This window comes from Paludibacterium purpuratum (assembly GCF_004363805.1).
Classification (GTDB): Bacteria; Pseudomonadota; Gammaproteobacteria; order Burkholderiales; family Chromobacteriaceae; genus Paludibacterium; species Paludibacterium purpuratum.
Genome location: NZ_SNZP01000001.1, coordinates 185,251 through 205,074 on the forward strand (window position 1 = coordinate 185,251; position 19,824 = coordinate 205,074).

Consider the following 19,824-nt stretch of genomic DNA (forward strand, 5'->3'; position numbering starts at 1 on the left):
GGGAGAGTGCAATGGGTGTAATGAAGACGCCTGGCGTCTATATCAAGGAAAAAAATGCCTTTCCCAACTCCGTGGTGGAGGTGGCGACGGCTATCCCGGCTTTTATCGGCCATACCCGGATCGCGGACAATCGTAATAAGCCGCTGAGCATGAAACCCTGGCGCATCAGCTCGATGGCCGAATACCACCAGTACTTCGGCGATGGTCCGGCGCCTCGTTTCGAGATTGTCGAAAAACCCGAGTCGGTGGCGCAGGCGGCCTTTACCGCCCAGGGCAAGGAATATGTCCTCAAGCAACAGGATGGCGCACAAGGCGGCAATTACCTGCTCTATACCGCGCTCAGGCATTTCTACATGAACGGCGGCGGCCCCTGCTACATCGTCTCGGTGGGTAACTACCAGCAGGATCTCGACGTCGAGAAGTTCGCGGCGGGTATCGACGAGCTGCTCAAAGAGCAGGAGCCGACCATGCTGGTGATTCCCGATGCGGTCAAACTCGGTCGGGAGAACTGCAAAACCTTGCAGCAGAAGATGCTGCAGCATTGCGGCTATGAAATGCGCAACCGGGTCGCCATCCTCGACGTGTTCGACGGCTACAAAACCCGCAAAGACCCCGACGGCGATCCGGTGGAGAACTTCCGCGGCGACCTGGGCATCAACTATCTCGATTTCGCCGCGGCCTATTATCCCTGGCTCAACACCTCGGTGATCGGCGACAAGGAAGTCAGTTACGAGAACATCGCCAACGCCGATGCACTCAAGACGCTGCTGAGCGCCGATCTGAATTTGCTCGAACCGCCGGCCGACGATGCGTCCGATAAGGACAAGATCCGCTACAAGGATCTGACCGCGGCGCTCGACCATGTCGTCTCCAATTGGAAAGACGACACCAGCACCAAGCCGGACGACATTGACACCAGCAAGGCTCTGCTCAACAAGACCCTGCTGTCGTGCAGCCCGCTCTACAAAACCGTGCTCGACGAAGTGAAATTCCAGTTGAACCAGTTGCCGCCGAGCGCCGCCATGGCCGGCATCTACACCATGGTGGATAACACGCGCGGTGTGTGGAAAGCGCCGGCCAACGTCAGCTTGAGCGGGGTGAATTCGCCTACTGTCAGCATTTCGGCGGTGGACCAGGAGGACCTGAACGTCACCGCTCAAGGCAAATCGATCAACGCGATCCGCAGCTTCATCGGCGAGGGCGTGCTGGTATGGGGCGCGCGCACCTTGGACGGCAATAGCCTGGATTGGCGCTACGTCAACGTGCGCCGCACCATGATCATGCTGGAAGAGTCTTGCCGCCTGGCCGCCAAGGCCTTGGTGTTCGAACCGAACGTGGCCAATACCTGGGTCACCATCAGGAGCATGATCCAGAATTTCCTCACCGGTATCTGGAAGCGCGGCGGCTTGGCCGGCGCGTCGCCGGAGGATGCGTTCAGCGTGCATGTCGGGCTGGGCGACACCATGACGCCGGAAGACATTCTGGAAGGCATTTTGCGTGTGACGGTACTGGTGGCCATGGTGCGGCCGGCCGAGTTCATCGAAATCACTTTCCAGCAACAGATGCAGAAATCCTAACGGGCCGCGGCTTGCGGATCCCAGCGCGAATTAAGGAGGGAGTCACATGGCAGACGACGGTTCGGCGCAATCGGCCAATGTATGGCCGATGCCCAAATTCCACTTCCAGGTGAAGTGGGATTCGACGGTGATGTCGTTCGAAGAGGTGTCGGGCCTGGATGTGGAGGCTCAGCAGATCGAATATCGCCAGGGCGATAGCCCGGTGTTTTCCACGGTCAAAATGCCGGGGTTGAAGAAGTACGGCAACGTGACCATGAAAAAGGGCGTGTTCAAGGCGGATAACAAGTTCTGGGATTGGTTCAACCAAATCAAGATGAACACCATCAAGCGCGTGCCGGTGATCATCAGCCTGCTTGACGAGGCCGGTAGCCCCACCATGGTCTGGACGCTGAACAATGCTTGGCCCGCCAAGATCACCGGCACCGATTTGAAAGCGCAGGGCAACGAGGTGGCGGTCGAAACCATCGAGATCGCACACGAGGGGTTGACGATTGCCAACGGCTAAGCGCGGTTACTAAGCCATGGCGACCATCCATCGCCCCGGCGATCCGCATTTCATGCCGGTTTCGTTCTCGTTCGAGGTCACTTTCCCCGGCCAGCGTAGCGGCGTGGATGGCTCGTTCCAGGAGGTGTCGGGGCTGGATGTGCGCATGGAGACCGAGGACGTGCACAGCGGCGGTGAAAACCGCTACGTGTATAAACTGCCCAAGGGCGTCCAGCAAGACAAACTGGTGCTCAAACGCGGTGTGGCGGATAGCCGCTCGCCGCTGATGACCTGGTGCAAGGCGACCCTGGAGGGCGGTTTGGCGCTACCGGTCTTGCCTCGGGACGTGTGCGTCTATCTGCTGGACGAGCAGGGCCACCGGTTGCGCGGTTGGACCTTCAGCAATGCGTTTCCCGTGCGCTGGAGCGTCGACGAATTCAACTCGACCAAAAACAACGTCGCGATCGAGACCATCGAGTTGGCTTATCTACAATGTTCGCGGGGGATGTAAGACATGACGATTGAAGTGCGCCAAATGGTCATCCGGTCGGAACTGGCCTCGAACGGGGCCGCTGCGGGCAGGGCGACGGATAAGCCGGTCGAGGACGACTGCTGCGGAGAAAACCCGCTGGCGGATCAGCCGCATCGGGCGCAGCGCGCGGAAGTGCACACGCTGCGCGAGCAATTGGAACGGCTGCGGGAACGCTAGCATGGCGATTCTCGATGCGCTACAGGCGGAGCGTGCCGCGCTCAAAATCGTGGCGTGCGAAGAACATAACGGCATGGTGATGCCCTCGGCGCCGTTCATTTCGCTGCAGGTCAACCCATCCCAGGTTGCGCGTGCCTTCACCACCTGCTTCACCAAGAGCAAACCGATGGGCGACGCCGGTGCCGGTCGGCAATTTAGCCATATGCAGCCGGGCACTTTATCGTTCTCGACGGTATTCGACGGCACCGGCGTGATTCCGCGCCCGCTGTTTAGCCTATTGCCCATCAATGTCGAGGATCAGATCGAGTCGCTCAAGCTGGTCGTTTACGACTACAAAGGCACGGCGCACCAGCCCAATATCGTGCAGATTGTCTGGGGCAGCCAGTCGTTCACCGGCCGACTGACCCGGCTCAACATCACCTACACGTTGTTTCGCCCCAGCGGTTCGCCGTTGCGCGCCACGGTCGAGCTGGCCTTCGACGAGTACATCAGCCGCAAACAACGTTCGCTGGAAATCAGCGCCAGTTCCCCCGACCTGAGCCATATGGTCGAGGTGCGCGACGGCGATACCCTGCCGCTGTTATGCCAGCGCATCTACGGCGATAGCCGCTATTACGCCGAAGTCGCCCGCTTCAACGGTCTGCAGCGCTTTCGCTCTTTGCCGCCCGGTCTACAACTGCATTTCCCGCCGCTGGAGTGACACATGGGTGCGAGACCAGGCTTGGATCAGGAGGGCGATCTGCGGGTCAAGGTGTCTTGCGACGGCAAACCGCAGGTGGATCTACCGTTGGTCTCGCTCACCGTGCGGCGCGCATTCAATCGCGTCCCCTGGGCCGAACTGATCGTTCAGGACGGCGATATGGCGAGCGGGAAATTCAAACTCGGCGACGGCAATGCTTTCGAGCCGGGAACCAAAGTGCTGATCAGCGCGGGCTACGGCCCCGCAAGCGAGCCATTGTTCGACGGCATCGTGGTCGGCATCGGCATCAAAATCGATGGCCCGAACGCCGCGCGTCTGGTGGTCGAGTGCCGCGACCCGGTCTGCAGGATGACGTTGGGCCGCAATAACGCCAACTATTTGCAGCAGAAGGATAGCGCCATCATCGGCAAGCTGATCGGCCAGTATGACGGGCTGACGGCCGATGTGGTCGAGACGACGCTGGAACACGACGAGCTGGTGCAATACGACTGCAGCGATTGGGATTTCATGCTGGCGCGCGCCGAATGCAACGGCCTGTTGGTGAATGTGGCCAACGGCCGCGTCAGTGTGCAGCCGCCCCAAGGCCAGCGGATGGTGGGCGAATTGGCCTGGGGGCGCGACCTCTACGCCTTCAGCGCCCATACCGACGCGCGTCATCAATACACCGCCGCGCGCGCGACCGCCTGGGATGCGCAGCAATTGGCCATCGTGCAAGGCAGCGAGGCCAAGCCGACCGCCTTGCTCCAGCAAGGCGACTTGAGCGGCCAGAAATTGGCCAAGGTCGCCAGCCCGAAAACCCTGGCATTGCACACCGCCACCCAGCAAGAACAAGCGGCGCTGACCACTTGGGCCGAGGCGACGCAGATGAAGGCGGCGCTTGCGCGCATTCGCGGCCGCTTGACCTGCCGCGGCTATAGCGGCATCGAGCCGGGCGCGGTGATCCAGGTCGAACGGGTCGGCCGGCATTTCGCCGGCGAAGTGCTGGTCAGCGCGGTCGAGCACTGCCTCGACAACAGCGAATGGCACGCGGAGGTCGAGTTTGGCTTGGCGCCGGACTGGCACATGATGCGCGACGATGTGCAAATGCCTGCCGCCGCGGGCCTGTTGCCCGGCGTCGGCGGGCTGCAGATCGGCGTGGTGCTCAAACTCGACGGCGACCCGAAAGACGCCCAGCGTATCCAGATCAAGCTGCCGGTCATGCAGGCCGAAACCGAGGGGGTATGGGCGCGCTGCCTGCAGTTTTACGGCTCAAACGGGTTTGGCGCGCTGTTCTTGCCCGAAGTCGGCGACGAGGTCATCGTCGGCTACCTGAACGATGATCCCAGCCATCCGGTAGTGCTGGGTTCGCTCTACAGCGGAAAACACGCGCCGCCTTACCCTATCGAGGCCGACAACGATACCAAGGCCATCGTCACCCGCGCTAAGCACAAGATCGAGTTCAACGAAAAAGACAAGATCCTGACCATTACCACGCCCGGCAAAAACAAGCTGGTGCTTGACGATGACGATCAATCCATCCTGATCCAGGATCAGCACAACAACAGCATCAAGTTGTCGCAAGACGGCATCGCGCTCGATACGCCCTACGACATTACGCTCAGCGCGAAAAAGAACATCAAGCTCGATGCCCAAATGGCCATCGAGCTGACCGCCCAGGCCAACGCCAAGATCGCCGGGCTGAACATCGACTGCGAAGCCCAGGCCGGTTTTAGCGGCAAAGGCAACGCCAAGGCCGAGCTGTCGTCCACGGGTCAGGTTACCGTCAGCGGCAGCCTGGTCAAGATCAATTGAGGAGCATGCCATGCCGCCCGCCGCGCGCCTGACCGATATGCATACTTGCCCGGTGGTGTCGGTCTGGGGATCGCCACACGGCGGCGGGCCGATTGTCGGTCCAGGCATTACCAACGTGCTGATCGGCGGGCTGTGCGCCGCCGTGGTCGGCGATAGCGCCCTGTGCAGCGGCGCGCCCGAGATGCCGAATTCGATCGTCAAGGGCTCGACCACCGTCTTGATCGGCGGCCGCCCGGCGGCGCGGGTGGGCGACCCCACCGCGCACGGCGGCAATATCACCCTCGGCATTTTGAATGTGCTGATCGGAGGCTGAATATGAGCCCGTTTCTCGGCCGCGGCTGGCAATTTCCGGTGCACTTCGATCCCGGCAGCAAACAGGCCGGAATGGTGTCGGGCCTGGAGGACATCGAGGAGAGTCTTCGCATCCTGCTAGGAACCCAGCCCGGCGAGCGCGTCATGTTGCCGGAGTATGGCTGCGGCCTGCGGCGCATGGTGTTCGAGGCGTTGAGCGAGGGCATGCTGGCCGAATTGAAGGCGATGATTCGCAAGGCGGTGTTGTTTTTCGAGCCGCGCATCCTGCTCGAACGCATCGACGTCGACGTGGAGGATGCCCGGCTCGGCCGGCTCGACGTGCTGCTGGTGTATACCCTGCGTACCACCAATACCCGGCACAACCTCGTCTATCCCCTGTATCTCGACCAGGCCAGTACGCCGGTCGATGCCTATTGAGATCGCATGCCATACGGAACACGGCAAAACCAGCGTTTGAGCGCAGCCCTTCAGCCGGGCTATATCCTGCCCGACGAGTTCAGCCTGGCCGAGCGGCTGTGCCTGAGCGTGGCCCAGGCGGCCGGTCTGCGCTTTGCCGGCGGCGCCGAGCACGAGCGCTGGGACGAGGTGCTGCGTAGCGACGAAGCGGTGTTGTTGGCCGAGCTTGCGGCGTTGCCGCTCGAACGGATGCAGCAGACCTTTCTCTCGGCCTTGAGCTGGGAGGCGCCGGAGAGTCTGTGGCGGCAGCTGTGGGCGTTTGCGCGCCGTTACGACGATATGCGCTGGCGTCTGACCCGCGCGCATACCCCGGCGGCGGTCGCGTTGGGCCAGGCGCTTTCCGCCCGGATCGAGTCGGGGTTGGGCGAATTGTGGGCGCGCGGCATCCTGGTGTTCGGGGTCGGCGAGGGCGAGCTGCACCCGGCCTGGGCACGGCAAGTCCCGGACGCCGGCGCGACCGGCGCCGAGGACGAAGCGACCCGGCGCCAATTGCTGCGCCGTTGTTGGCTGGCGCTGAGCCAAGCGCTCGGCGCCGAGCGCGATGCGGCGCAGGCGGCATTCGAGCAAAGTCTGCACAGCGGCCGGCACGATCCGGCCATGGGGCTGCTGCTCGCCGCGCTGCAGCTCTATCAAGTCAGTCGCGCGCCGCTCAACCGTTTTCCGGAGCGGCTGATCGATTTCTACTACCGCGATGTGCTGCGTTTGAGACCCCGGCCGGCAGCCGCCGAGTATGTCCATCTGCTGTTGGAGCGCGACCCGCGTTACGCGGGCGAAGTCTCCATTGCGGCCGGTATGCGCTTTATCGGCGGCGAGGATGCCAACGGCCGGGCGATCGCCTTTGCGGCGGACGGTCCGCTGACGCTGAGCGACACCCGTATTCAGGCTTTGTGCAGTGTGCGCGTCGAGCGCGATCCGTTGATTTCGCCCGAATGCGAATTCGATTACGCCACCCGCGTGCAGGCGGAAGTGTTGCCGCCGCAAGCGCCGGAGGCGGCCTATCGGCCTCGCCCGGCCTGGTGGCCGGTGCTGGGCGGGCAGGCCAAGGGGTCGGCCGCGCGAGCCGAGGACGCCGAACTTGGCCTCGCCGTGGCCTCGCCGTTACTGCTGCTGAGAGAAGGGCGGCGCGAAGTGCGCCTGCGCCTGCGCTTTGCGCATCCCGCCGATGACGACGCGTTGCTCGCTCGTGCGCTACGCATGCCCGTCGACCGACGCGATGCCGCTTGGGTGGCCGAAGTGTTCGCGCGCTATGCCGCACACGAATGGCAGCACTTCCCGCCGCGCCCTCGTCCGACGCCGCCGTCTGCGCTCGACGTGGCCGAGATGGCGCGCGCCGCCTGGGCGCGTTCGCCTCGCTTCGATGGCGACGGGCATGTGGCCTTCTTGCTGGCCGCCTGCCTGGCTGCCAAGCAGGCAGGCATATTCGCCGAACGGCTGGGGCGGCTGTTTGCCGCCTGGTTGATCGCGCTTGACGACCTGCGCCCGGAGGACCTTGCCGCGTTGCGCGCGCACGCGGCCAGCTTGCGCGACCCCGGGCAGGGCGTGCGCGCAGTCGAACTCGACGACCCGTTGATCCTGATCTACCCGTCGCGGCGCGGCGGCGCGGCGGATCGCCCGGATCGCACCCTGATCTTCAGTCGCGTATTCGAGCAAGTGTGGCAGGCGCATCTCAGCGTGGCGGACGGTTGGCTCGCGATCGAGCGGGTTTTCGTCCGTCGGCTTTGCGGCACAACCGAACTCGGCGGCGGCCTGACGCTGGCCTTGCGTCTGGGGCCGGAACAGCCGCCTATCGTGGCCTGCCAGCCCGGCGTGCATGGCGAACACTGGCCGGCGCAGGCGGTGTTGCAATTGCGGCTTCGCACCCGCTCGCGACTCTATGCCTACAGCCTGCTGCAACAGTATCGCTTGTGCGAGTTGCATCTCGATGTGGCGGTGCGCGACGCGCGCCATCTGGTGCTGTACAACCAATTGGGCCGGCTCGATCCCTCCAAGCCCTTTCAGCCCTTCGGTCCTATGCCGGTGCAAGGCAACTATATGCTGCTGGGCAGCCCCGAGCTGGCGTGCAAGCCCTTACTCTCGCTACGTCTGCGGCTGAGGTGGTCGGGGTTGCCCGATGGGCCGGGTGGACTGGCCGAGCACTACGCCGCCTATCCAGGCGATTGGCGCAATGGCCAGTTCCGTCTGCTGCCGCAGCTGTTGGTCGATGGTCAATGGTGCGCGGAACGCGGAACGCTGCCGATGTTTGCCGAGCGTCGCGGCGAGACGCGCCTGGCGCGCGAAAGCCAACTCGATTTCCCGCGCGATACCTTGCGCCGCTGGCAACGCGCCATACCGGTCGGGACGGATGGGCAGCCCTTCTTGTACGGCCTGGATAGTCGCAACGGCTTTTTTCGCTTCGAATTGTGCGAGCCGGCCGGCGCCTTCGGGCATGCCGCCTACCCCGGGCTGCTCGGCGCGGCGCTCACTCGCAACGCACGGCGCAAGCGGGCGGCCCCGCTGCCGCGCGAGCCCTATACCCCCAGTTTGGAAGGGGTGAGCCTCAGCTATCAGGCCAGCCTTGCCTTGCCTTTGACGCGCGAGGTCGTCGATGCGCGTCGCGACGGGGGCCATCTGGCCGTCTACCATCTACATCCGTTCGGTGTGCTCGATCTCGGCCATGATCGCGGCGGCGGCTATCCGCGACTGCTGCCGCGTTTCGCACATGACGGCAACCTGTTCGTCGGTCTGGGCGGCAGCGACCCGCAAGGTGCGCTGAGCCTGTTGTTTCACTTGCGCAAGGAAGAGGCCGCGGAGCGCCTGCGCGAGACGCCGCCAGCGCTGCAGTGGTCTGCCTGGCTGGCTGACGGCTGGCGCGCGCTGGCGCCGCAACAGCAATTGGCCGACGACACGCAAGGCATGCTGCGCACCGGCATCGTGCAGCTGAACCTGCCCGCCGACATGCGCACCGACTGTGCCGCCTTGCCGGCTCGCGGTTATTGGCTAAGGCTCGGCGCGGATTGGGGCTTTGGCCAGTTGGCCGGTTTGTACGGCGTGCACGCGCATGCGATCCGCGCCACGCGCTGCGAGGCCGCCTCGGCCGACGATAGCGCCGAACCGCTAGCGCCGGACAGCGTGAACGCACCGGCGCAAAGCCTGGCGGGTTTACGCGGCGTGCGCCAAGTCGGACAGTCGGCCGGGCGGCGTGTCGCCGACCCGCCGGAAGCGTTGCGCCTGCGCGGCGCCGAACGCCTGCGCCACAAACAGCGCGCCATCACCGCTTGGGATTACGAGCGCCTGCTGCTCGATGCCTTTCCCGAGGTGCACAAGGCCAAGTGTTTGCCCTATCACCCGGCCAGCGCGGATGGCCTGCCGTTGCACCCCGTCCCGGGCCAAGTGTTGGTCGTGGTGGTGCCGCACCCGCATCGAGGCAGCTTGTTCAGCAGCACCGAAGCGCCGAGATTGGACGCCGATGCCATCGTCGCCATGCAGGCGTATTTGCAGGCACGCGCGCCGAGCGGCGCACGTGTGTGGGTACGCAATGCCGCCTACGAGCGCGTCCAGGTGCGCGGAACCTTGCGGCTGGAGCCGGGCCGCCATGCCGGTGCGACGCTGCGCCGGCTCAATCAGGCCCTGGTCGAATTTCTGTCCCCTTGGCACACGGGCGGTGTGGAGGCCGATTTCGACTCCACCTTGCGCGCCGAGGCGATCGAAGCCTTTCTGCGCGCGCAGGACGACGTCGCCGCGGTCGGCCGGCTTGCCTTGCTGCATATCGCGCGCGACGACCATCACTTCTACCGCCTGCGGGACGTGCCGGTTTCAGGCGAGCTGCGCGGCGTGACGCCGCTTAAGCCATGGAGTTTGTTGCTGCCGGTACGCCAGCATCTGTTGCGGGTGGACGACGAGCAGCCGGGGTTGGCGCCGCCCGCCACCGGCATCGACCGGCTGGAAATCGGCGCCACCTTTATCGTCGGCCGGCGCGCCGACGCGGCGGGAGCGAACGCGTCATGACCAGCCGGAACCGCGAATCGCTCAAGCACTATTTCCGTGAAGGCGCGTTGCCCAACGAAGGGCATTTCGCCGATCTGATCGACTCCATGCTCAATATGAGCGACGAAGGCTTCCGCAAATCGGTGGAGAATGGCTTCGAAGTATCCGCCTTGGCGGGCCACGATGCCTTGATCAGTTTCTTTCGCGACCAAGAGCAGGAAAACCCCGCTTGGCGGCTGGAGCTTGCGGGCGCGCGCGACGCACTGCTGCTGCGCGGCAGCGCGCCGCGCGACAACATCGGCGAAGATGGCCAGCCCGCCGCGCCGGCCTTGTTGACCTTGCAGCACGATCTCGTGCACCCCGCCGTCGGTATCGGTACCGAGTCGCCGCAGGCTACGCTGGATGTGGCGGGCGTGCTGCGCAGTCAAGGACGCCAAGGCGCGTCGGCACGCCGGATCGAGACGCCGCTGCTGGCCAATGGCCAATGGCAGGATCTGACCGACGAGCTGCAGGGCTGCCAGGCGTTCGAGGTGATGGCCGGCGCCGGCCATAGCGGGGAGGGGCGCTTCGGCCTGCTGCATGCGGTGGCGCTCAATACTTACAACCCGACACTCGGGCTGTTCAATCTGTTCAACCGCAAGCGCGGCATACGCTGTACGCATGGCTACTACAGTCGGCGCTGCGATCGCTTGCAACTGCGTTGGCATGGCAGCAGCGGGCGCCAAGCCAGCTATCGGCTGCAAATCCGCAGCGGCTGCGATTTCGGTGCCGGCGTGCAGATCCAGGCGCAATTGACGCAGTTGTGGTTCGATCCGCACATGAAGGGCGGTCAGCCATGAGTATGCAGCCGCTGCCCGCCGACGGGGCGCCGACCGGCGCCCATATCGCGCGTTTGGAAGGCGACCCCGAATACGGTTTCGCCGATTTGCGCCGGCGCGGCTTGGCGCTGGCGCAAGCAGGCAGCGGCGAGTTGTGGAGCGACTACAACCATCACGACCCGGGCGTGACCTTGCTCGAAGCGCTGTGCTACGCGCTGACCGAAGGGCTGTACGGCGCCGATATGGCGCTGGCCGACTTGCTCACCGGCGAGAATGGCCGCATCGACTATGCGCGCCACGGCTTACACCCGCCCGAAGATGCGCTGCCGTGCCGCCCCTGCACCGAAAGCGATTGGTTGCGCTATCTGTTCGATCGCGTGCCGCAGCTCCGCCACGCGCGCCTGTCGGTACCGCAAGACGATGGGCGATGGCACTGGGCGTTGAATATCGCCGAAACGCGACGCGAGGTGGCGGCGGTACAGGCCATGCGGGCCTACTGGCGAGCGCGCAACTTGGGCGAGGATCTGGCCGTGCCGCCGGTGGTCCTCAAGCCGCGCTGGTGTGCGTTGCAATTCGAGTTGAGCGTCGAAGGGCCGCGAGATGTGACCGACATCCTGGTCGAGCTGGTGCGCCGCACGGCCGAGCGAGTCGGCGCCGTGCCGCAGCGTCAATCGATGCGGGTGCGGCTGGATCAGGCAATGCGCGAGGGCGGACTCGATAGCGCCAGTCTGTTCGAGGGACCGGCCTTGCGTGATGGCTGGCTGGATGCCGAGGCGCTGAGCCGCGAGATGGGTAGTCCGCTGTATTTCAGCGATCTGGCGCAGACCTTGCGCCAGATCGACGGGGTTGCCGATGTTCTGTCGCTGCGGCTGATTCCGTGCGAGGGCGAGGCGCAAGGCAATAGCCTGGAGCGTCAGGGCGACGATTGGGCGCTACAGCTGCATTGGCCGGAAGCGGCCGGGGATCTGAGCCAATGGCAGGTTAGGCGGCGCGGTATTGCTCTCGCCATCGACACCGGCGCGGTGATCCGTCGTCTGCACGACGAGCGCAAAGCCCTTGGGCTCGCCGCAGGATGGTCGGTGCCGGACGAAGTGGTCTCGCACTGGCTGAGCCTGCCCGCCGGCCGCTACCTGGCGCCCATGCCTTATCTGTCGAGCTGGCATCATCTGCCGCCGCTCTATCGTGCCGCGCATGCCGCGCCGGCGGCCGATGCCGCGGGCGAGGGGCAGTTCGCCGCTTACTTGGCGCTGTTGGAGCAGTGGCTGGCACACGGCGAGGCCCAACAACAGCACCTGCGCCAATTATTCAGCGTCGACGCTGCGCCGGGGCAAAGCTATTGGTGGGATCCGCTCGACGCCGATCGATTACCGGGACTGGCCGGCTTGCGCGACGACGACGTCGAGGCGTTCGCCGAGGCCGATGCGGCACTGGCGCGGCGTGGGCGGGTGCTCGACCTGTTGTTGGCGCTGCATGGCGAATCCTGCGGGCAGAACAGTCTGCAGAACTTCGGTTGGTATTACCGTCCGGCGCAATGGCAACTGCATTTATACGAGTGCAAACGCCGTCTGCTGACGGATGTCGTGCGTCAAACGCGCGACCGCGGCGGCGCTTTCGACTATAGCCGGCCCGCGCTCGACACGGCGGACAATACCGCGCCGCTGCACACGCGTATCGCCTTGCTGCTCGGCTTCAGCCACAGCCACAGCCGACGACTGTGCCGCCGCTTGGCGGACATGGGCATGGCCGTGGCGGAAAACCGGCGCTTGGCGCCCGCCGCGGGGGCGCCAGCCGGCCAGCAGGCGCTGGCCATGTGGCCGCCGTCGCGTGCCGGCATCGATACGCTCTATGCCGAGGATCTGGTCGCGGGGCGCGTGGCGGATCGGCTGGCTCATTACTTTACCGAACTCGACCCGAGTGCTTTGCCGGCCGCGCTATTGCGTGCCGCCGCGCATGCCGAGCGCTATCGCGTGGTCGACGACCCCGGGCGGCCGCTGTGGCTGGGGCCCGACGAGAACAACCGTTGGTGGCCGCTGACGGTACGCGGCGGCCCGGCGCACGCGCGCGCCGCCGGGCGCTACCTGCATGCTTTCGCTTGCGACAGCCAGCGCGATGCCGAGGGCCTGCACTTGGTCGAGCATGTGCTGCTGCGACCCTGCTCGGCCGAAGCGGCCGCCGACGTGCCGGACGATTTCTACCCGCATCGCATCAGCCTGGTGTTTGCCGGCTGGACCGCGCGCGGCCGCGATCCAGGATTTCGCGAGCTGGCGAAAGAAACCGTCGAGCAATCCTGCCCGGCGCATGTGCTACCCCGCTTGTTCTGGCTTGACGCCGCGCCGCTTGCAGCGTTCGAGCAGGCCTTCGCCGCCTGGCTCGATGCGCGCCGCGCCTATTGCCAGGCGTTGCGGGACGATCCTTGGCAGGTTCCGCCGTCGGTTGTCGGCGAACTAGACCGTACTGCCGGGCAGTTACGCGGGTCGATCGTCGACATGGGACGCGAGGAGGGGGTATGAGCCGCGCCCAGCATGCGATCGAAACGCTCAGCTGGCAGAGTCGCGCCGCCAGGCCTGACGCCGCCATGGCGCACCAGGCGCGCTTGAGCGCCTTTCTCGCCGGCCCGGGGCAGGCCGCCATCGATAAAGTGTTCTCGCATCTGTCGCCGCCAGGCGAGGTATGGCGACTCGACCGCCTGGAGATCGACCTCGGCCCCTTGGCGCCGGAGGACAGCTTCGAACAATGGGCCGATTGCCTGGAAAGACAACTGTGGACCCAATTGCTGCGGGTGCGGCAGACCTTGCCGCCCTCGGCGCGCACCGGACTACTGGCCTGGCGCGCAGCGGCCGGGACGGGCGGCGCGCGCTCGTTGAGCGCCAGTCAGCACGCATTGGAAAATTTCCTGTATTACCTGGCGCACGGCCATTTGCCCTGGTCGCTCAGCCCGCTGGCCGGCCGTGAGTTGTCGGCGTGGCTGGCGCGCCTGGCCCAGCGCACCGGCCCGCGCTTATGGACGCTGCTGCAGCAGATCTACCCCAGCGACTATGTGCTGGCGCGTCTGAGCCAGATCACACCGCATCAGGGGCTGCAAGCCTTGTTGGCTGTGCGCCACCGCGAATTGGCCGACAGCTTGTCGATGCTGGACGAACAGATCCTGGCACCCTTGCAGGCGCGCGGTCGGCTGGGCGCCTATCAGGTTGCCCGGCTGCAGCAGGCCTGGCGCGTGGCCGGATTGCGCGCGCTATGGGGACAACGCGCCGGCAACCTGAGTTCCGACCGCTTGCGCCGCTTGTTGCATGAGTTGGGTGCCGCGCTCAGCCTGCAGTTGGGCCAAGGCTGGCTGAGCGCTTGGCGGCCGGCCCAGACGTTACGCGGCCGTCGCGGCGCGCAAAGCGAATTGACGCAGATGCTGCTCAGCGGTCTGTTTTGCGTGTTGGGGCGCCGGCCGGGTCAGCCCAAGCCACCCGCTCGCGACTCGGGCGCGGCAGCCCCGCGGCGAGTGGTATTCGCGCGCGCGGCAAGGGTCGACAACGATTCGGCACGGCGGGAGGTGGACGAACCGCCCGAACTGAGCGAGGCAACCCTGGCGGCGTGGCTGCCCGGACCGCAGCGGCGCGCGTCGCCAGAGTTGCGGGCGCAACTGCAAACCTTGTTATTGCGACGCGAACGTCGCTGGGATTGCGCGAGGCGCTTAAGCGCCGCCACGCGTTGGCGGCTGATCGGCGCCTTATCCGGTCGCGCGGCGGATTCGGCGGCAGCCTCCGGCGATAGCGCCGATGCCGCCAATGCCGGTGCGCGCTGGGACGAATCGCTGCGGCAGTTCGCGCTGGCGGCGCTGTCGGGCGGCGCCCGCCCAGTGGCTGGACAGACGGCGGGGCTGTCGGCCTTGCAAGCCTGGCTGCTCGATTACACGCTGCGTCAATTGGCCCTGGGCGAGGCCGCACCGCGAGATGCGCGCGGTTGGCAGCGACTGTGGCAGCGCGCACTGGCCGAGTGGCGCGCGCCACCTGCCGCCGCCGATCCCCCGCAGCCGGTCGCCGTGGCCCCCGTCACCGCAACCACCGGCACGACCGCAGGCAAGCTGTCGCGCATTCTGGCCTTTGCCGCCGAGCCGGTGGCGCGGCGCGGCTGGCTGCCGCGCTTGCGCATCGCACTCTGGCTGGCCGAACCGACACTCTGCCGCGCCTGGTTGGCGCGCACGCAAGATGCCGAGCGCTGGACGCTCCTGCATGCTTTGTTCCCCACGGCCGCGCCGGCGCTCGAAACCGCCAGCCGTGCGTTGTTGGCCGCCCAGGCGCTGTTGCTGCCACAATGGACCGGGGCGCAACGCCAAGCCAGCCACTGGGACTTTTTGACCGCCTACCTGCTACGCGATGGCCTGCCGCCCACGCCCGACGGCATGGCGCGCCGCTATGCGCTGCATCTGTGCCGCGAGACGCTGTCCGAGCACGGCGCGCAGGGGGCGACGCTCGCGCGTTGGCTGGCGCTCCTCGATCAAGCGCTGAACGCGACCGGTGCCGAACCGGTGCGGTCGATTTCCTCGGCGGCGTTGCGTCGGGCGCCAAGCGTGGCCGAACAATGGCAAGCCAGCCGTTTGCCAAACGCGGCGCGAACCCGTGCGCCCCAGCCCGCACCGCCGCCAGCGATCGATGGCCATTATCTGAACAACGCCGGCCTGGTGCTATTGGCCAATTACAGCCAGCGCTTGTTCGGCGTACTCGGTCTGCTCGACGGCGCGCGGTTTAGCGACGCCGAGGCGCAATCGCGCGCAGTGCGTTGCCTGGCCTACCTGGTGGACGGCCACGACCAGGGCAGCGAACCGGAATGGGTGCTGCCCAAGCTGCTGTGCGGCATGCCGCTGGCGCAACCGTTAATCGGCGAGGCGGGGGTGGCGCCGGACACGCGCGCCGTGCTCGACAGCCTGCTCGACGCGGTGATCGCGCATTGGTCGGCGCTGGGCCGCACCTCGCCGACCGGCCTGCGCGAAACCTTCCTGCTGCGGGAGGGCGGGTTGCGGCACGAACAGACCAGCGCCGCCGCGCATTGGCGCCTGACGGTGAAGCCCGGGCCGTTCGACATGCTGCTCGACCGGTTGCCCTGGTCCTACGCCACGATCAAATTGCCCTGGATGACGGAGGCGCTGTATGTCGATTGGCGCTAACGCCATGGCGCACGCCGAAGCGCTGCGGCGCGAGCTCGACTGGTTCGAAGCCGTGCTCGACCTGCGCTTCAAGCAGCACTTCGCCGGCGAAGGCATCGATTGGTCGGCGTTGCCGCCCGCGCCCGAACTGCCGGAAGGCAGCGCGTTGGCGGAAATGGTGGCGCAATACGCGCTGGGCGAGCGCGAGCGTCTGATGCTGGCGTTGGGGCTTGCACCGCATCTGCGCCCGGCGGCGCTGGATCTGTTCTTCGTCAAGAACAGCCATTTCGACCGCCTGTTCAGCGAGTTCGGCGGTATCAAGGCCGCGCGCCACGCCGGTTTTCTGCCCAGCGGCGAAACCGCGGCTTTTTTGTTGGCCGGCGACGATCTGGCGGCGCGTATCGCCTTGCTGGCGCTATTCGATCCGCAGCATGCCTTTGCCAGCGCCGGCCTGCTGCAGCTCGATGGCGAGGCGGGCGGCGAGCCGCAGTTGGCCAGCCTACTGCAAGTCAGCGCCGAGGCCTTGCAGCGCCTGCAGACCGGGGTGTGGCACAAGCCCGATTACAACGCGCAGTTTCCGGCCAAGCGCATCAGCACCGCCTTGGGCTGGGACGACCTGGTGCTGGCGCCCGAAGTGATGGCGGAAGTCGACGTGCTGCGCGCTTGGCTGCGCAACGGCCCGACGCTGATGAACGATTGGGGACTTTCCCGCGCGGTGAAACCCGGCTACCGCTGCCTGTTCTACGGCCCGCCAGGCACCGGCAAGACCCTGACGGCTTCGTTGTTGGGGCAGGGCGCCGATGTCGATGTCTACCGTATCGACCTATCGATGGTGGTATCCAAATACATCGGCGAAACCGAGAAAAACTTGGCCCGGGTGTTCGACCAGGCGCAAAACCGGCGGTGGATACTGTTTTTCGACGAGGCCGACGCGCTGTTCGGCAAGCGTACCGCCGCCAACAGCAGCAACGACCGTCACGCCAATCAGGAAGTGGCCTATCTGCTGCAGCGGGTGGAGGACTTTCCCGGCGTGGTCATCCTGGCTAGCAATCTGCGCGGCAATATCGACGAAGCCTTTTCGCGGCGTTTTCAATCCATGATCTATTTCCCCCTGCCCGACGCCACCCAACGCCTGCGACTGTGGCAGAGCCTGCTGAGCCAGCCTGAACGGTTGGCCGACGATATCGACCTGCTCGATTTGGCCGAACGCCACACCTTGTCGGGCGGCGCCATGGTCAACGTGCTGCGTTTCGCCGTACTCCAGGCCGAACTCGCCGGCGAAAAACGGCTCTCGGCCGAGCACCTGCGCCAGGGCCTGGCACGCGAAATGCGCAAGGAAGGGAGAACGCTATGAGCGCGGGACGGATGCGGCAGTGGGCGCTGGTGCTGGCGGGCTGCCTGGCGCTGTCGCCGGCTTGGTCGGCGCCGGCCTCCGCACCGACGGCTGCCCTGGCGCTGGCGCCATCCGCCTGCTTGCCGGGCGATGCGCAACTGCCCGGCGACCCGAATTGTCCGGGGGGCATCGAAGCCTTGTCGCTGCACCGAACCGCGCTGGTGGCGCTGCCTGCTGCGAAATCGGGCCATCCCTATCTTTACCGCTTCCAGCCCAGTGGCGGGTTGCCGCCTTACCGCTTTCTCGAGATCGGCTCCGGCCTGCCGGCCGGCTTGAGCCTGAGCGCCGATGGCCGGGTGGTGGGTAACACCGTGCAAACCGGTAGCTGGCGTTTTACCCTCGAATTGCGCGACCAGGGCGATCAAGTACTGCGCCAGCGCTTCACCCTGCGCGTGATCGGGCCGACGGTGCCCAAGCCCGCGCCGGAGCCGAAAACCATTGTCGACGTACCCGGCGAGCGGGCACAGCAACCGTTGCCGATCGCCGACGAGATCGTGACCTATCTGCTCGGCGCCGAAGCGATTTCGGCGATCGCCCCCGATGCCGTGCCACCCGCGCCGGTCCCCGACGCCTCGGCCCCGGCCCCGGCCGCTACGGCGAAGAAGTCCAACGCCAGCCAGCCGCGCATGCCGACGGCGCTGCCGCCGGGGCTGAGTTCGCTCGATCCCGACCGGCCCTTGCCGGAAGACTTGGACATGCTGCCGCCGATCGCCCTCAAGCCGGACGCCGTGCCGGCCAAGTCGGCGGCCAAGGCGCCCCCGGTCAATTACAGCGTCTTGAGCGCCGGCGCCGCCAAGCAATTGCAAAGGCTGCTGCTGCCGCTGGTCGGCGTGGAATATTTGAACCGCGGGCTGTTGCTGGCCGCGCTCGACGACCGCGTCTGCCGCTATGCCCAAGCCTTGACGCGGCAGGCGGCATTGGACAGCCGGCAGGCGGCGCCGAGCGACGGGCAATGGCGCGCGCGCTGCGCCGAGGCGTGGCAAACGCCGGTCAACCATGCGCTGCTGCGCGCCGACGGCCGCATCGCTTGGCAGGACTTGCCGCTGTGGCTAATGCCGCCGCCAGTGCGCGAGCGGCTGGCCGCCCAGGCCGCGCTGCACCACGCACCGTATTCGACCACCGCGCCGATCTGGCAGGGCTCCGGCTGCAATTGCCTGCTGAGCGCCCGCGATGGCGAGGTGTTCGGCTTCTTTCCCGGTTGGCACGATCCTAAACTTGGGCTGAAGGTCAACTTTGGGCTATACGAACACATCGTCACCCTGGCGCAGCCCATCGACGACGACGGCCATGTCGCCTTGCCACAGCCGAGCGCCGAGCAGTTGGCGTTCTTCGACGCCGCCAACCGTTTCCGCACCCAGCTCGACCTGACGCTTTATCGGGGCGACTGGCGTTTTCTGGCGCGCTTGAGCCCGGATGAACTGCGCGCGCGCGCCGACAGGGCGGCGAGCGAAGCGCGCCGGCTGATCGACACCCCGCTGGCGCGTTATTTCCGGCGCTGGCAAGACAAGCTGCCGGGCATGGGCGGCGGCCAGACTTTGGGTGACGGCCTGGTGCTGTATCTCGACCAGACCCCGGCTGTCGGCAGTACCGATTACAGCAAGTTCGAGCTGTTCCGCGACCGGTTGATCCGCGCGCTGATCGCCGAGCTGCGCCAAGGAGAACGACAATACACGCTGAGCCTGATGATCGACGGCACGGATCTGCTGCCGCGTGCACTTTTGGCCGGCACCAGTGCCGATGCCGCGCCGCCCGGCAGGTGGACCGTCGCGCAACTGGCCGACTATCTCAAATTGGCCGAAGACCCGCCCCCTGGCGACAGCGCGTCGCTGCCGCGCAACCCCTATCAAAGCGCTAGCAAACTTAGTCTCAAATTGCTGCTGATGCTGCCCGAGCCTAGCTCGGTGAGTAAAAAAGCGTTGCGACAATATATCGATACCGTGCCCGCACTGGCAGGCGGGCAGCGCGTGCGCTTCTTGCGCCACATCCTGCCGCTGGTGTCGCTCGGCAGCACCGATGCGGCGCAGTTCAACGACGACATGCTGTATTTCAACGACAACTTCGGCGGCGCGGCGCTGTGGCCGCGGCCGATCACGCTGGACGCGCAGTCGCGTCAGCTCGATAAGAGCGTGCGCGCCAGCATCCTGGGCGGCGAGCCGACCGAGAACCCGGTGTGCGACCAAGTGTGCAATTGGCGCTGGGAAGTGCGCGCCGTGTTCGCGCTCTTGGCGCTCATCGCCGTCGTCTCCTTGCTGCTATATCTAACATCATGCCGTATCCGCGCACTCGGCCGGCCCTACCAGCTCTACCTGCTGCTCGCCGCCATCGCACCTTTGCTGTTCGGCGGCCTGTTGCTCGGTTGCGACCCGGACCTCAACACCGGCACCGGCGCCGGCAAACTGAGCAATATCCTGCTGATCGTGGTGCTGGTGGCGGTGATCTTGAGCCTTTTGATTCCGCTGCTACAACCCAAAGTCGAAAAACCCTGATCTT

14 protein-coding genes are annotated in these 19,824 nt (G+C 65.9%); all 14 read left to right on the forward strand.

Annotated features, from left to right (window positions below):
- The first annotated feature begins 11 nt into the window (after positions 1-11).
- From DFP86_RS00795 to DFP86_RS00860, 14 genes are read left to right on the forward strand one after another with little or no spacing between them, the layout of a single operon-like run.
- Positions 12-1,577 carry a phage tail sheath family protein gene (locus DFP86_RS00795; RefSeq protein WP_133678095.1) on the forward strand — a complete coding sequence of 522 codons (1,566 nt, stop codon included), beginning with the start codon at positions 12-14 and terminating at the stop codon, positions 1,575-1,577.
- A 46-nt stretch (positions 1,578-1,623) separates the two neighbouring features.
- On the forward strand, positions 1,624-2,082 hold the full coding sequence (locus DFP86_RS00800; RefSeq protein ID WP_133678096.1) for a phage tail protein: 459 nt from the start codon (positions 1,624-1,626) through the stop codon (positions 2,080-2,082).
- 16 nt (positions 2,083-2,098) lie between these two features.
- Positions 2,099-2,572, forward strand: coding sequence for a phage tail protein (locus DFP86_RS00805; RefSeq protein ID WP_208108166.1), 474 nt, complete (start codon positions 2,099-2,101; stop codon positions 2,570-2,572).
- Between the two features lie 3 nt (positions 2,573-2,575).
- Positions 2,576-2,770, forward strand: a complete 195-nt coding sequence (locus tag DFP86_RS00810; RefSeq protein WP_133678097.1) for a hypothetical protein — start codon at positions 2,576-2,578, stop codon at positions 2,768-2,770.
- 1 nt (position 2,771) lies between these two features.
- Entirely contained in the window at positions 2,772-3,470 is a 699-nt protein-coding gene (locus DFP86_RS00815; RefSeq protein ID WP_133678098.1) for a CIS tube protein, read from the forward strand.
- A gap of 3 nt (positions 3,471-3,473) precedes the next feature.
- Positions 3,474-5,261, forward strand: coding sequence for a type VI secretion system tip protein VgrG (gene vgrG, locus DFP86_RS00820; RefSeq protein WP_133678099.1), 1,788 nt, complete (start codon positions 3,474-3,476; stop codon positions 5,259-5,261).
- Between the two features lie 10 nt (positions 5,262-5,271).
- Positions 5,272-5,574, forward strand: coding sequence for a PAAR domain-containing protein (locus DFP86_RS00825; RefSeq protein WP_133678100.1), 303 nt, complete (start codon positions 5,272-5,274; stop codon positions 5,572-5,574).
- Between the two features lie 2 nt (positions 5,575-5,576).
- Positions 5,577-5,990: a GPW/gp25 family protein gene (locus DFP86_RS00830; protein ID WP_133678101.1), complete on the forward strand. Its 414-nt coding sequence runs from the start codon at positions 5,577-5,579 to the stop codon at positions 5,988-5,990.
- 6 nt (positions 5,991-5,996) lie between these two features.
- Entirely contained in the window at positions 5,997-10,013 is a 4,017-nt protein-coding gene (locus DFP86_RS00835; RefSeq protein ID WP_133678102.1) for a baseplate J/gp47 family protein, read from the forward strand.
- Positions 10,010-10,831, forward strand: coding sequence for a hypothetical protein (locus DFP86_RS00840; protein WP_133678103.1), 822 nt, complete (start codon positions 10,010-10,012; stop codon positions 10,829-10,831). The genes DFP86_RS00835 and DFP86_RS00840 overlap by 4 nt, the downstream gene beginning before the upstream one ends.
- Positions 10,828-13,320: a hypothetical protein gene (locus DFP86_RS00845; RefSeq protein WP_133678104.1), complete on the forward strand. Its 2,493-nt coding sequence runs from the start codon at positions 10,828-10,830 to the stop codon at positions 13,318-13,320. Before DFP86_RS00840 ends, DFP86_RS00845 begins: the two co-directional genes overlap by 4 nt.
- Positions 13,317-15,962 (forward strand): contractile injection system tape measure protein, encoded by a 2,646-nt coding sequence (locus DFP86_RS00850; protein ID WP_133678105.1) that lies wholly within the window; start codon positions 13,317-13,319, stop codon positions 15,960-15,962. The genes DFP86_RS00845 and DFP86_RS00850 overlap by 4 nt, the downstream gene beginning before the upstream one ends.
- Positions 15,946-17,295 carry an ATP-binding protein gene (locus DFP86_RS00855; protein ID WP_133678106.1) on the forward strand — a complete coding sequence of 450 codons (1,350 nt, stop codon included), beginning with the start codon at positions 15,946-15,948 and terminating at the stop codon, positions 17,293-17,295. The genes DFP86_RS00850 and DFP86_RS00855 overlap by 17 nt, the downstream gene beginning before the upstream one ends.
- The gene (locus DFP86_RS00860; protein WP_133678107.1) at positions 17,292-19,820 is read left to right on the forward strand and encodes an Ig domain-containing protein; all 2,529 of its coding nucleotides are present in this window, start codon (positions 17,292-17,294) and stop codon (positions 19,818-19,820) included. The genes DFP86_RS00855 and DFP86_RS00860 overlap by 4 nt, the downstream gene beginning before the upstream one ends.
- Positions 19,821-19,824: the final 4 nt, after the last annotated feature.